The 12,402-nt window shown below is 63.3% G+C and carries 14 protein-coding genes; 8 read left to right on the forward strand and 6 right to left on the reverse strand.

The window, feature by feature from the left end:
* Nucleotides 1-11: 11 nt before the first annotated feature.
* Both FJ949_RS30180 and FJ949_RS00995 read left to right on the forward strand, forming a co-directional pair.
* Nucleotides 12-182, forward strand: a complete 171-nt coding sequence (locus FJ949_RS30180; protein WP_181165184.1) for a hypothetical protein — start codon at nt 12-14, stop codon at nt 180-182.
* The gene (locus FJ949_RS00995; protein WP_140491459.1) at nt 179-1,618 is read left to right on the forward strand and encodes a GMC family oxidoreductase; all 1,440 of its coding nucleotides are present in this window, start codon (nt 179-181) and stop codon (nt 1,616-1,618) included. Before FJ949_RS30180 ends, FJ949_RS00995 begins: the two co-directional genes overlap by 4 nt.
* A 213-nt stretch (nt 1,619-1,831) precedes the next feature.
* Here FJ949_RS00995 and FJ949_RS01000 read toward each other — a convergent pair whose 3' ends face one another.
* The 3 genes from FJ949_RS01000 to FJ949_RS01010 all read right to left on the reverse strand — a co-directional run bounded on the left by FJ949_RS01000 (nt 1,832) and on the right by FJ949_RS01010 (nt 5,050).
* A complete protein-coding gene (locus FJ949_RS01000; RefSeq protein WP_140491461.1) occupies nt 1,832-2,806 on the reverse strand; it encodes an amino acid ABC transporter permease in 975 nt (324 codons plus the stop codon).
* Nucleotides 2,803-4,107, reverse strand: coding sequence for an FAD-binding oxidoreductase (locus tag FJ949_RS01005; protein ID WP_140491463.1), 1,305 nt, complete (start codon nt 4,105-4,107; stop codon nt 2,803-2,805). Before FJ949_RS01005 ends, FJ949_RS01000 begins: the two co-directional genes overlap by 4 nt.
* 178 nt (nt 4,108-4,285) lie before the next feature.
* A complete protein-coding gene (locus FJ949_RS01010; RefSeq protein WP_224519058.1) occupies nt 4,286-5,050 on the reverse strand; it encodes a transporter substrate-binding domain-containing protein in 765 nt (254 codons plus the stop codon).
* 315 nt (nt 5,051-5,365) lie between these two features.
* Here FJ949_RS01010 and FJ949_RS01015 point away from each other — a divergent pair, with 315 nt between their 5' ends.
* The gene (locus tag FJ949_RS01015; protein WP_224646214.1) at nt 5,366-5,986 is read left to right on the forward strand and encodes an Lrp/AsnC family transcriptional regulator; all 621 of its coding nucleotides are present in this window, start codon (nt 5,366-5,368) and stop codon (nt 5,984-5,986) included.
* Nucleotides 5,987-6,027: 41 nt separating this feature from the next.
* Here FJ949_RS01015 and phhA read toward each other — a convergent pair whose 3' ends face one another.
* Nucleotides 6,028-6,864 carry a phenylalanine 4-monooxygenase gene (gene phhA, locus FJ949_RS01020; RefSeq protein ID WP_140491468.1) on the reverse strand — a complete coding sequence of 279 codons (837 nt, stop codon included), beginning with the start codon at nt 6,862-6,864 and terminating at the stop codon, nt 6,028-6,030.
* A gap of 137 nt (nt 6,865-7,001) precedes the next feature.
* Between phhA and FJ949_RS01025 the strand changes: the two genes are divergently transcribed.
* From FJ949_RS01025 to FJ949_RS01035, 3 genes are all read left to right on the forward strand, one after another.
* A complete protein-coding gene (locus FJ949_RS01025; RefSeq protein WP_140491470.1) occupies nt 7,002-7,478 on the forward strand; it encodes an Lrp/AsnC family transcriptional regulator in 477 nt (158 codons plus the stop codon).
* A 44-nt stretch (nt 7,479-7,522) separates the two neighbouring features.
* Nucleotides 7,523-7,711, forward strand: coding sequence for a hypothetical protein (locus FJ949_RS01030; protein WP_140491472.1), 189 nt, complete (start codon nt 7,523-7,525; stop codon nt 7,709-7,711).
* 71 nt (nt 7,712-7,782) lie between these two features.
* Complete coding sequence (locus FJ949_RS01035; protein ID WP_140491473.1) at nt 7,783-8,241, forward strand: RidA family protein; 459 nt, start codon at nt 7,783-7,785, stop codon at nt 8,239-8,241.
* Between the two features lie 25 nt (nt 8,242-8,266).
* Here FJ949_RS01035 and argB read toward each other — a convergent pair whose 3' ends face one another.
* Both argB and FJ949_RS01045 read right to left on the reverse strand, forming a co-directional pair.
* The gene (argB, locus tag FJ949_RS01040; RefSeq protein ID WP_140491474.1) at nt 8,267-9,160 is read right to left on the reverse strand and encodes an acetylglutamate kinase; all 894 of its coding nucleotides are present in this window, start codon (nt 9,158-9,160) and stop codon (nt 8,267-8,269) included.
* Nucleotides 9,161-9,326: 166 nt separating this feature from the next.
* Nucleotides 9,327-10,820, reverse strand: a complete 1,494-nt coding sequence (locus FJ949_RS01045; protein WP_140491476.1) for an amidase — start codon at nt 10,818-10,820, stop codon at nt 9,327-9,329.
* A 145-nt stretch (nt 10,821-10,965) separates the two neighbouring features.
* Here FJ949_RS01045 and FJ949_RS01050 point away from each other — a divergent pair, with 145 nt between their 5' ends.
* Nucleotides 10,966-11,505 (forward strand): sigma-70 family RNA polymerase sigma factor, encoded by a 540-nt coding sequence (locus FJ949_RS01050; protein WP_140491478.1) that lies wholly within the window; start codon nt 10,966-10,968, stop codon nt 11,503-11,505.
* Nucleotides 11,502-12,200: an anti-sigma factor gene (locus tag FJ949_RS01055; protein WP_140491480.1), complete on the forward strand. Its 699-nt coding sequence runs from the start codon at nt 11,502-11,504 to the stop codon at nt 12,198-12,200. Before FJ949_RS01050 ends, FJ949_RS01055 begins: the two co-directional genes overlap by 4 nt.
* The last annotated feature ends 202 nt before the right edge of the window (nt 12,201-12,402 follow it).

Here is a 12,402-nt window from a genome sequence, read left to right on the forward strand (position 1 = left end):
AGAGACCTGTCATGAGTTTCCTTATCAAGAAGATATCGCGCCGAATGATCATGCAGACGCTGATCGCGGTGCCTGCCCTGTCGCTGTTCCGCAAATTGCCCGATGCGGGTTCTTCCGAAGCCGCCCCCGATGAGATCGTCGAGGTCAATGGCTGGATCCTGAAGCGGAGCGACCTGGCATGATCTTCGACAGTTATGAGGCGTTTCGCGCCGCGAATTTCACGCCCAGGGTCTGCGTTCTCGGCTCCGGCCCGGCCGGCACCACGATCGCCAGAAAGCTCGGCGCCGCCGGCATACCGGTCGTGGTGCTGGAGGCCGGCGGCAGGGAGTTCAGCGACACCTCGCAGGATTTCTACCGCGGCACCACGGTCGGCGATTTCTATTTCGATCTCGATATCACCCGGCTGCGGTTCATGGGCGGCAGCTCGAACCACTGGGCCGGCTGGTGCCGCGTGCTCGACAAACAGGATTTCGAGCCGAAGGCGTGGGTGCCGGACACGGGCTGGCCGATCCGGCGCAGTGACATCGAACCCTATCTGCGCGAAGTGCGCGAAATCCTGGAACTGCCGGATTTCCGGCCGGACGCGCCGATCTCGGACGACATCCGCTGGGTGCAGCTGATCAAGAGCGGTGCGGTGCGCTTCGCTGAAAAATACGCCGACGAGCTCGACAAGAGCAGGAACATCGCTGTCGTGCTCAACACCTGTGCCACCGAGCTTGCCGGCGACGGCAGACGCGTGACCGGCGCCAGGCTGCGGTCGCAGGGGCAGGATGCCGGCTTCTTCAGCGCCGACTACTTCATCGTCTGTACCGGCGGGCTGGAGAATTCGCGGCTGCTTTTGTGGTCGAACCAGCGCTCCAATGGCGGCGTCGTGCCGAACGCGACGGCACTTGGCCGCTACTGGATGGAACACCCGACCTTCCAGGGCGGCAACGCCATCCTGGCCGACTATGGCGCATTCGAGGTCGATGCGGTGAACGAGGCCTTCTTCTCGCCGATGCCGGCCGCGATGGAGCGGCTGCGGATCATGAATTTCGGCATCAGGCTGATCGAGACGCCTTATCCCGGCGTCAAGGACCTGATCGCGGATCTCGCCTGTACGGCGCCCAACATGGCGGAGTGGCTATCGGGCAGGCTCAACCAGAACCTGCGCTGCGCGGCCCAGCTCTATGTCGCCTGGGAGCAGGCGCCGCTGGCCTCGAACCGGGTCGAGCTGTCGAAGACCGTGGTCGACCACGCCGGCGTGCCGCGCATCGAGCTGCACTGGAAGAAATCGGACCTGGAACGCCGCACGCTGCTCGAAGGGCTGAGGCTTTTCGGGACGACGCTAGCCCAGAAGAATCTGGGCCGGGTGCGTATAGCCGACTGGATTTCGAATGGCGGCGACTACCCGACGGACGAAGAGACGGCCGGCCACCACCACATGGGAGGCACGCGCATGGGCACCGATGTCGCCACGAGCGTCGTGGATGCCAATTGCAAGGTGCACGGCATGGACAATCTATATGTCGGCGGCTCCTCGGTGTTCTGTACCTCGGGCCAATGCAACCCGACGACGACGATCACGGCGTTGGCCTGCCGGCTCGGCGAGCATCTCGGCAAGGTGGTCGCCGCCTGAGGGTTCCGCAGTCCCCACTAAATCATCTCATCCCGGCAAAGCCGCGTCACATGATGGCGCCGGAGCGGCTTAAAAGCCGTTTATGGCGATGCGCACCAGCACCACGGCGGCAGCCAGCGAGCGCTTCAGCGCTTGAGGGATCGCCGAACTCCCAACTCTTTGTCTCACGCTATTCTGGACGGAAAACCGTGAGCAGTTTTCCTGGTATTGCTCCTACGCCCGCCGCTCCGACCGGCCGAAACGCCGTTCGAGATAGGCCTGGCCGAACTCCAGCGTGATCGACAGGATCCAGTAGATCATCGAGGCGGTGATCAGCATCTCGATATGGCGGAACTCCGTCTGGCCCATGGTGCGGGCGAGATACATGATCTCCCAGACGCCGACGACCGACACGAGGGACGAGTCCTTCAGCATGGCGATGAACTGGTTGCCGGTCGGCGGGATGATGACGCGCATGGCCTGCGGCAGGATAACCAGCGCCATGGTCTGGCCGGGGCTCAGTCCAAGCGCAGTGGCGCCCTCGCTCTGCCCGCGCGGAATGCTTTCGATGCCGGCGCGGAAGATCTCGGTCATGTAGGCGCCATAACACAGCGACAACGCCAGAATGCCGGCCGGCACCGCGCCGATCACGTAACCGACCTGCGGCAGGCCGAGATAGATGATGTAGACCTGCATCAGCAAAGGAAGGCCGCGGAACAACGAGGTGTAGAAAGTGGCCAGCCCGTACACAATGCCGTTTCCGGTCAGTTTGGCGATCGCGCCGACAAGTGCGATGGCTGTCGCGATCAGGATCGAGATCGCCGAAATGTAGAGCGTGGTGGTGACGCCCTGGGTGATCAGGAAGCCGATCTTCCTGGCGATGAAGGCAAGCGACAGGTCGAAGGAATAGAAGAACAGCATCAGGAGTACGAACAGTTCGATCCAGACGCCGACGATCTGCTGCCGTCGGGGCAAAAGCAGCAGCAGCTTGCAATTCACCAGCACAATGAGCGCGATCAGCACTGCGGAAAGCGCGCGCGACAGGGCAGGGTTGGCCTGCAGCCAGCCGGATGCAACTGGAATCACCGAGCCGATCCAGCTTGACTTGATGCCCATCGCGTAAAGGCCGGCGGCCAACAGCGCCAGCACGAGCGCCGCCGCTGCGCGGCGGGTGATCCCCGGATAGAAGAGCATCAGCCTGCCGATCATGCCGTCACCTTGTCTTTCGTGGCGGCATGACGTTCTCGCCACCAGTCCTGCGCCTGCAATTTCCAGTAGGTGAGCTGCGCGGCCGCCAGGCCGGCGGCGCCGCCGGCCCAGTTCAATCCGAATGGCGCGAACTGCCGGTACCGGTCCGAAACGCCCAGAATGCCTTCCGCAACGATTTTTCCGGCGATGGCCGTGGTGTTGAGACCATGGCCGCCGAAAGCCGTGCAATACCAGACGCCCGGCTGCAATTCACCGATCTGGGGCATCAGGTGACGGGCATAGGACATCAATCCGGACCAGGCCAGTTCGGTCTTGAGGTCCGCAAGCTGCGGATAGGTACCGACCATCTCGCGGCGCAATTCGCGCGCCAGCGCGTAGGCAGAAGCGGCGCGCGTGGTGATGCGCCCGCCCCACAAAAGGCGATTGCCGCCATCGACCAGCCGATAGTAGTCGCCGGCCCGCCGGTTGTCGCCGACCGCGTCCGTGGTCGCAACGGCTTGCGCGATCAGGCGCGGCGCCGGCTCGGAAACCATCACATAGGTCGCGATGGGCAGAAAGGCGCGGTGGAGCTGGGTGAATACCGGGCCGGTGTAGCCGCCGGTAGCCAGCACGACGCGAGTTGCCCGAAGCGTGCCCTCTCGCGTGCGCAGCATCTTTTGCGGCCCCGACAGATCACATTGCACGACTTCGGAGCTCTCATGGATGCTGCCGCCAAGCCGCTCGATCTCATCGGCCACGGAACGCAGATAATTAAGCGGATGGATGTGAAAGGCTTTCGGGTCGCGCAGGCCCTGATAGTAGCGAGCCGATTTAAGCACCGAACGGACGTCTTCTCTGCGCAGATATTGAAGCTTGTATCCGTGGTCGCGCGCCGTCTGGTCGGCATAGGCCTTGAGCGCGTCGCCATCGTCGTAGCGCAGGACGCTGACCAGCCCGTCGCGCGGCGTGGCGGCCGATATGTCGAGCGCCTCGATGGTGTGACGCACGAATTCGACGCCCTCGATCGACAGCCGGTGCAGTTGCCGCGCGGCCTCCTTGCCGACGCGCGCGGCAATGGTGTCGCCGCCGGTGGCGAAGCCAGGCGTGACGAAGCCGCCATTGCGGCCGGAGGCGCCGAAACCGACGACCTGGGCCTCCAGCACAGCGACGCGCAGCCCGGAACGCGACAGCTGCAACGCCGTGGTCAGGCCGGCCAGTCCTCCGCCGACGACGGCCACGTCACAGTGCGCCTCGCCGCGGAGCGGGGGCCTGATCTTCCGGTCGATCATGGTGCGGGCGTAGTAGGTGTCCGGATAGGCCATCGGCGACTTTCAACTGCATCCCGCTCGTCAGGAAAAGCGCGTAGCGCTTTTCCCTGGGGAATTGCGCAAGAACAAAGGTTTAGAGAGGGGTGGCGATTGTTTCAAACGCTGCACCGCTCCGGCATCTGACACGTGATGCCCGCCGGTCGCCGAGCGGCGGCCGGCGGGCAATCCAACGTCATTTGGCGCTGTAGTCCTTGCCGTACCATTTCGTGGTCAGCGCGGCGAGCGTGCCGTCCTTCTTCAGCTCGGCGATGATGCCCGAAACCTTTGCGGTCCACTCGGGATCGTTCTTCTCGGCGATGACCACGAGCGGTTCCCGGAAGGCATATTCCCCTTCGAGGATCTTCACGGGATAGCCGTTCTTGATGGCGTTCTGCGCCGTCTGCTCCGGCGCGATCACGGCATTCAGGCGAACGCCGTCGCCAAGCCGCAGGTCATCGAAGGGAAGCATGGAATCGGCGAAGGTGCGGATCTCGCCGGGCTCCAGCTTGTATTCGACGGGAGGCAGGCCGGGCGCGTCGATCTCAAGCTTGCGGCGGATGAAATCCTCCGAGGTGGTGGCCGTCTCGACGCCGATCACCTTGCCGTTGAGATCGGCGACCGACTTCGCGGTGCTGTCCTTGTGCACGACGTAGACATAGGGGCTGTAGTAATAGATGCCGACAAAATCGATCACCTTGGAACGGGCCTTGGTCGGCGTGACCGAGCCGACGCCGAGGTCGTAGCGCCCTTGCCAGCGGCCGCCGGTCAGGGTCGCCCAGTCGGGCGTCTCGAACGAGACCTCGACCCCCAGCCGTTTGCCGATCTCGCGCGAGACATCGATGTCGAAGCCGGCGAGCTCGTTGCTGTCATTGAGAAAGCTTTGCGGCGGCCAGGCGGCGTTGGTGGCGACGACCATCGCCTTCTTCGACGTGACGCGATCCAAAGTTTCTCCGGCCATGGCCGCCGTCGTGATCGCGAATGTCGCGACGGCAAGAATGGCGAAATCGAGCAGTTTCTTCAAAGTTATCCTCCCTTATGGATGCAGCTGAAATGACGGTACCTGCGTCGGGCACCAGTGGTTGTTTCGATCGGCCTCGTCCGCGACGTCTCCGCGGCGTACCGTGGCGTTCGGCTTGCGGATGCAAGTCCAACGCGGCTCGGTGTCGATTTGCGTCCATCGCAGCCGAAGCTGTTCCCCCTCATGGACTGGCGTTTGTGACAGTTGACACTCAGGTCGCGAAAAGCAGGGTTCCACCCGGCGAAATGCCGGATAATGGCAGCCATGCAGTCATTACGTGCCGTGAGGCGGCAAAATGCCGGATATTTGCGCCTTGCGCAGCCTGCACCGGCGGTTCCTGAGGATTGTCGCAGCGGTGGTTCAGCCGATAGGATCGCGCCGAGCGATTGGACGGGTTCCAGGGCGGATCGAAGGAGAGGATTGATTGTGGAATTGACCGAAAAAGATCGCCAGTTGCTCGCGCTGATGCAGAAGAACGCGCGTGAGCCGGTCGCATCACTGGCGCGTCAGCTCGGCGTATCCCGGACTGCCTTGCAGGAGCGCATACAAAAGCTCGAGGCGGGCGGGGTCATCGAAGGCTACGCGGTGCGGCTGACCAAGGAGGCGGCTCAGAATTCCGTCCACTGTTTCACCTTCGCCGCCCTGAACAACAAGAGCTACCCAGACGTATCCAGAAAGATCAAGGCTATGCCTTCGATCCAGGCGGTCTACGCCATAACCGGCGAGTGGGACCTGATCATCCATGTCGCGGCCGAGACGCTCGAGAAGCTGAACCGGGAAGTGAATGCGCTGAATGAAATCAGCGGCATCGTCAAAACGGCATCGCATGTGGTGATGGAGACGAAGTTCAACCGCAACATCTATGCCGCACTATAGGAAGGGCGAGGTTTCGCTCGCCCCTGCCCATCCAAATCCGGCTACACAGTCGCCGGGTCGAGTGCGGGCTCGCCCATGCGGCGAGCGACGATCGCCCCGAAATCGGCGGTCTGGAATGTGTCGCGCAGCGCGTCGAAGGACGGCAGCACGAAATAGACGCGCTGGAACTTGTCGATTTCGTAGCCCGTGCGCATCACCGTTTCCAGGTCGAAAGACGCATGGTGCGCATCCTTGCTTTCGACCGCGAACTGCAACTCCGTGAAGGATGACATCAGACCGGCGCCGAAGGCCTTCAGCGGCTGACCACTTTCCTGCATGAGGCCGTATTCGGCCGTGTACCAGTAGAGCCGGCTGATCATTTCGTCGCCGCCGAGCGCGATGATGTCGCCGGCCTTCTGGCCATACATCTGCATGAAGTCGGCGAAGACCGGCTGCGACAGCACCGGCACATGGCCGAAGAAATCATGGAACATGTCGGGTTCGACGATGTAGTCGAGCTCCTGCTGCGTCCGCAGCCAGTTGGTGACGGGGAAACGGCGGCTGGCGAGATGGTCGAAGAAGGGCCCGGCCGGGATGAGCCCTGGCACGGCGACGATCTCCCAGCCAGTCAGCTTGCGCAACTTGGCACTGACTTCGTCGAAGTCCGGGATGCGGTCGAGCAGGCCGAGCTTGTCGACGCCGTCGAGATAGGAATGGTGGGCGAGCTTGCGTGTCAGTTTCGTCTGGCGGTCGCACAGCGTGCGCCACACCGCCTGTTCCTCGGCGCTGTAGTCATAGCCTTGCGCCACGGTGAAATCGGCACGGCAGACCGAGTAGTCGCCGCGCAACCCTTGAGCCGCGCAGTCCCGGGCATATTCGGCAACGCTCATTGTCGTCATGGTTTTCTCCTCGCCAATCTTGAATTCCGGATGCGCCCGAAGTTAACCGGACTTGCGGAGGCAAATCGGTTTTGGTGATGGCCGGAATGAGGATTTTTGGATAACATCCACTCGGAATATGCCATAGCGGAGTGAAAATGCCTCAATTCGACGATTTCGAGATCAAGATGCTCGATATCCTCCAGCGCGACGGACGCAAGCCGGTCTCCGAACTGGCGCAGGAGATCGGCCTGTCGACGACACCTTGCGCGCGGCGCTTCGAGGCGCTGCAGGAGGCCGGCATCATCAAGGGCTTTGCCGCCGTGCTCAGCCGCCGTGCCGTCGGCCTGACGGTCGAGGTGTTCATCCAGGTGCGGCTGGTCAGCCACAGCGACGGTTCGCCCGAGAGTTTCATCGCCGCGGTCCAGCGCATGGACGAGGTATCATCCTGCTGGACGATGACCGGCGACCACGACTTCCTGCTGCATGTCATGGTGCCGTCGGTCGACGAACTCAACGCCTTCGTCATGCACCGGCTGATGCGGCTTGACGGTGTGCGCGACGTCCACACGCAGCTCGTGCTGCAGAACATCAAGGGACCCGGCCACGTGCCGCTCGGACATCTGCGGCGGTGATGGCGCCGGCCCATGAAGAGGTCCCGCCATGAAGCTCGTTCTCCATGCGCTGGTATACGCAGATGGACGGCGACTCTGGTCCGCGAGTCTGGGGATTTCTGACGCGCGATGGCCGGATGAAAGATGGCCGATTTCCGGAGCGCGCCACAGACGCGGAAGAGCAATCGATGGTGTTCGAACGGACGGCATGGAAACCTGCCGTGCTCGCGGCCATGCATTCGCACCGCGCCTGACTTTTTCACGCTGGCCGTTACCAGGCTGCGCGCTACTTCCTGGAAGCGGAGGTGTCCGGCAGGAGGAAGCGATGCAGCTTGTCACGCATAAAAAGATGAAAGAGGGCCGGCTGATGCCTTGGGGAAAAGGCACCGTCGTCAGCGGCGCCAGGGGCTATGTCTTTCTCGCCGGCAATACGGGCACGGCCGAAAATTACGACCCGTCGACGGGCAAAGGTGGCGCCGTCGGGGACGCGGCGACGCAATGGCGCTCCATTTTGACGACCATCAAATCGGACCTGGAGGAGCTTGGCAGCTCGCTCGAGCATCTCGTCAAGATCACCCAATATGTCAAAGGACCATTTCCGGACGGCGGCGTTCTGAGTTCCCCCAATTTCCGGCTGGACGTCATGGACGAATTCTTCGCCGCGCACTGCCCAAAGCACTGCAGCTACAACAATCCGCCGCCATCGGAGGTAATCGGGGTTGCCGCACTTGCGCATCCCGATCTCGTCATCGAGATCGTGGCGGTCGCCGCTCTGCCGGATTAGCGCCGGGCGCGACAGCCCACAAATATCAGGGCACGATCAGCGTGCCGGCGCCGTGCTCGGTGAACAGTTCAAGCAGCACCGAATGCGGCGTCTTGCCGTTGAGGATGACGACGCCTTCGACGCCGCGCTCGATCGCCTCGATGCAGGTCTCGACCTTCGGGATCATGCCGCCCGACACCGTGCCGTCCTTGATCAGCGCCTTGGCCTCGGCGACCGTCAGCTCGTCGATCAGCTTCTTGTCCTTGTCGAGCACGCCCGGCACATCGGTGAGGAACAGAAGACGCGAGGCCTTGCAGGCGCCGGCGATGGCGCCGGCAAAGGTATCGGCATTGATGTTGTAGGTGTGTCCGTCGCGGCCGGGCGCCACCGGCGCCAGCACCGGGATCATTTCGGAGCGCGCCAAAAGGTCGAGCAGCGTGCGATCGACCTCGACCGGCTCGCCGACGAAGCCGAGATCGAGCACGCGCTCGATGTTGGAGTCCGGGTCGATCATGGTCTTGCGCGCCTTTTCGGCGAACACCATGTTGCCGTCCTTGCCGCACAGGCCGATCGCCCATTCGCCCTCGGCGTTGATGAGTGCGACGATCTCCTTGTTGATAGAGCCCGCCAGCACCATCTCGACGATCTCGACCGTCTTCTGGTCGGTGACGCGCAGGCCGCCCTCGAATTTGGATTCAATGCCCATCTTGTTGAGCATGGCGCCGATCTGCGGCCCGCCGCCATGGACGACGATCGGGTTGACGCCGGACTGTTTCAACAGCGCGATGTCGCGCGCGAAGGCTTTGCCGAGTTCGCTGTCGCCCATGGCGTGGCCGCCATATTTCACCACCACCGTCTTGTTCTCGTAGCGCTGCATGTAGGGCAGCGCCCGCGACAGCAGGGCGGCCTGCATTTCGGCGGTGGCGGCGATGTCCGTCATCGGCGTGGTTCCCTGGCTTTTGATTTCATGCCTGTCGTTGCCCCAAAACCGCTGCGCATTTTTGGCGACATGCATCAGGTAAAGACGGCGGCGTCTTAGCGGGAATTGACGCGGGCCGCAAACGGCTTTGCTGTCATATTCGGGCGGCTCACGACCTCGTCATCACTTAAGGCACCATAAGCGGCGCCCTGCGGCCAAGCCAACCGGAGATCTTCTCCATCTGCGCGGCCAGGGACAAAAGCGTCTCCTCGTCACCGGGGCGGCCCGCGGCCTGGACGCCGAGCGGCAGGCCGGCTTCGGTGACGTAAACAGGGAGCGCGATGGATGGCTGGCCGCTGACATTCTGGATCGCCGGCCAGTGGGTGAACCACAGGCTCTTGTCCATCAGCTGGCCGAACAGCGGTTCGATCCTGAGCAGCGCCGTGAGGCGAAGCTTGTCGAGCATATTCTCGATGAGCTCGTCGGCGCCCTTCGGGTCCATCGCGCCGCAAGCGAGCGGCGGGTGGGCGATAACAGGCATCAGCACGGCGTCGTAACGCGCCGTCTCCGCAATCAGTTGCCGCGAGGCGGCATGCAGCCGCTGCAAGCCGGCATAGGTCTCGCCGGCCGAGACCATTTCGCCCAATCGGCCGAGCACCCGCGTCGCGCGCTCGATGTCGCCGGTGACGGTGCGGCCGACGCGCACCGCCTCGGCCCGCAACATGCCTGCGACAGCCGAGGCAACCGTTCTGCAGAAATCGGCGAAGAAGTCGCGACCGATGGAGGGCAAATCGATTTCCTCGACGCTGTGGCCGCCCTCGCGGGCGAGCGCCACCGCGGTATCGAGCGCTTTCAGCGTCTCGGCCGAAATCGGCAGGCCGAGCGGAGAGTTCCGGTACATTGCGAGCTTGAGCTTGCCGGGATCGCGGGCGGCAGCCGCGGCGAACGCACCCTTTGGCGGCGGCGCGACATAGGGTGCGAGCGGGTCGGGGCCATGGGTGAGGTCAAGCAGCAGGGCGCAATCGCGCACCGAGCGGGTGACGGCATGGTCGACCACCATGCCGTACCAGCTTTCGCTCACCAATGGCGACAGCGGGACGCGGCCGCGCGAGGTCTTGAGACCGACCAGCCCGGTGCAGGCAGAAGGCACGCGGATCGAGCCGCCGCCATCTGAGGCATGCGCCACCGGCACGACGCCGGTGGCGACCAGTGCCGCAGCGCCGCCGGACGAGCCGCCGCTGGTGTGGCCGGTGTTCCAGGGATTGCGGGTGATGCCGAAGGCTTTTGATTCGGTCATCAGCCGCAGCCCGTGTTCGGGCGATGTCGAGGTGACGATGGGTATCAGTCCGGCGTCGAGATAGCGTTCGGTCAGCACCGAACTGACCTCGGGCACCCAGGCGGGGATGCGGCTGCCGCCATGTGACGGCACGCCCTTGATGGCGATGCCGAGATCCTTGATGGCGAAGGGCACGCCGGCCAGCGGCAGGGAACGATCGATGCCCTTCGCCCGGTTGCGCGCCGCATCGTAGAATGTCTCGGCCGTGGCATTAATTTCAGGCCGGCTGGCCTCGGCGCGCGCGATCGCCGCGTCGACCAGTTCGACCGGCGAAACCTCGCCCTTGCGCACCAACGTGGCAAGGCCGGTGGCGTCTTCTTCCCACAGCACTCGTTCGACCGACATGCGCGCTCCCCCGATCCAGGCAAGGTAACCAGCGGCCAATCCGTTGGCAATCGAGCGATGAACGAGTGCGGCGCGGTGCGGAAAGCTTTGGGTGCACGGAAATTTGCGCCGTTGCAAATACATCGCAATCCCCTAATTTGCCGACATGACGCCACAGGAGATCAGCAATCTGATTGTCCGGACTTCGATGAAGGACCGGGCTTCGTTCGATCTGCTGTACCGGCAGACCAGCGCGAAACTTTTCGGTGTCTGCCTTCGTGTATTGAAGGACCGGGGAGATGCCGAAGAGGCGCTTCAGGAGGTCTTCGTCAAGATATGGACGAAGGCGGACCGTTTCGCCGTCTCGGATCTAAGCCCGATTTCCTGGCTGGTGGCCATCGCGCGCAACCATGCGATCGATCGTATCAGGGCGCGGCGGGAACCTGCCGCCTATATCGATGCCGCGCTCGATGTGGCCGATCCGGCGCCGGGACCGGAGGCCATGACCGTGGCAGGTGGCGAGTCCGAGCGCATCTACCATTGTCTCGAGGAATTGGAGAAGGGCCGGGCAGCGGCTGTCCGGGGCGCCTATCTGAACGGCGAGAGCTATGCCGAACTGGCGGAGCGCCATGGCGTGCCGCTGAACACGATGCGAACCTGGCTGCGGCGCAGCCTGCTGAAGCTCAGAGAGTGTCTGGAAAGATGACGCTGGTAGACGACGACGGACCGGAACGTGGAGGCGACGACCTGTTCGCCGCCGAATACGTTCTTGGCGTCCTTACAGCGGAAGAACGCCAGATTGCGTCCCGCCGCATCGATGGCGACGCCGCATTCGCTCGGCTTGTCAATGCCTGGGAGGCCCATTTTTCGCCCTTGGCCGTCGCCTATTCCGGGACAGAACCTCCGATCAGGGTCAAGGAGGCGATCGATCGCCGGCTGTTCGCCTCGCAGCCTCGCGCCGGCCTATGGTCGAGCCTTGCCTTCTGGCGCGGCCTTGCCGCCGCCGCGATCGCGGCGCTGGCGATCTACATCGCCTTGCCTTTCATCAACCCACCGCTCCAACAACCACAGCTTGTCGCCTCGCTGGCCGCCGAAGGCAGCGACGTCAGATACCTCGTCGTCTATGACGCGGCGCATCATGAAGTCGGCCTGTCGCACGTTTCCGGTGAGCGGGCCTCCGGCAAGGACTTCGAACTGTGGGTGATCGTGGGCAAGAACGCGCCGGTTTCGATGGGCGTCATCCCGGCCGGGAAGGCTGCGCATGTGACGGTTTCGCCGGCCGTGCAGCAGAAACTTGCGCAGGGCGCCGTGCTGGCGGTCAGCCTCGAGCCTTCAGGCGGTTCGCCGACCGGCCAGCCGACGGGACCGGTGGTCGCGGCAGGCGACCTGAAGGGCATCTGATGGCTCCCCGCCCGGACCGTCGCCTTTCAAAATAGTGAAGTCTATTTTTGCATGGATAACCGCGGACCAAATTCCCGCGGTTGGATCAGCCTATCCACCGAAATCACTGGACCTCATTCGGAAGAAAAGAATTCTTTCATAGAAAGCGAAACTAAGTTTTTCATGGCCCGTATCTCCTCGCGTTCCCAATGATGGGGAAAAC

The organism is Mesorhizobium sp. B2-4-1 (assembly GCF_006442185.1).
Classification (GTDB): domain Bacteria; phylum Pseudomonadota; class Alphaproteobacteria; order Rhizobiales; family Rhizobiaceae; genus Mesorhizobium.

Excerpts from the sequence above, each read along its gene's own strand:
- FJ949_RS30180 (WP_181165184.1), top strand. The coding sequence starts at position 12 with ATGAGTTTCCTTATCAAGAAGATATCGCGCCGAATGATCATGCAGACG.
- FJ949_RS00995 (WP_140491459.1), top strand. The coding sequence starts at position 179 with ATGATCTTCGACAGTTATGAGGCGTTTCGCGCCGCGAATTTCACGCCC.
- FJ949_RS01000 (WP_140491461.1), bottom strand. The coding sequence starts at position 2,806 with ATGATCGGCAGGCTGATGCTCTTCTATCCGGGGATCACCCGCCGCGCA.
- FJ949_RS01005 (WP_140491463.1), bottom strand. The coding sequence starts at position 4,107 with ATGGCCTATCCGGACACCTACTACGCCCGCACCATGATCGACCGGAAG.
- FJ949_RS01010 (WP_224519058.1), bottom strand. The coding sequence starts at position 5,050 with ATGGCCGGAGAAACTTTGGATCGCGTCACGTCGAAGAAGGCGATGGTC.
- FJ949_RS01015 (WP_224646214.1), top strand. The coding sequence starts at position 5,366 with ATGGCAGCCATGCAGTCATTACGTGCCGTGAGGCGGCAAAATGCCGGA.
- phhA (WP_140491468.1), bottom strand. The coding sequence starts at position 6,864 with ATGACGACAATGAGCGTTGCCGAATATGCCCGGGACTGCGCGGCTCAA.
- FJ949_RS01025 (WP_140491470.1), top strand. The coding sequence starts at position 7,002 with ATGCCTCAATTCGACGATTTCGAGATCAAGATGCTCGATATCCTCCAG.
- FJ949_RS01030 (WP_140491472.1), top strand. The coding sequence starts at position 7,523 with ATGCGCTGGTATACGCAGATGGACGGCGACTCTGGTCCGCGAGTCTGG.
- FJ949_RS01035 (WP_140491473.1), top strand. The coding sequence starts at position 7,783 with ATGCAGCTTGTCACGCATAAAAAGATGAAAGAGGGCCGGCTGATGCCT.
- argB (WP_140491474.1), bottom strand. The coding sequence starts at position 9,160 with ATGACGGACATCGCCGCCACCGCCGAAATGCAGGCCGCCCTGCTGTCG.
- FJ949_RS01045 (WP_140491476.1), bottom strand. The coding sequence starts at position 10,820 with ATGTCGGTCGAACGAGTGCTGTGGGAAGAAGACGCCACCGGCCTTGCC.
- FJ949_RS01050 (WP_140491478.1), top strand. The coding sequence starts at position 10,966 with ATGACGCCACAGGAGATCAGCAATCTGATTGTCCGGACTTCGATGAAG.
- FJ949_RS01055 (WP_140491480.1), top strand. The coding sequence starts at position 11,502 with ATGACGCTGGTAGACGACGACGGACCGGAACGTGGAGGCGACGACCTG.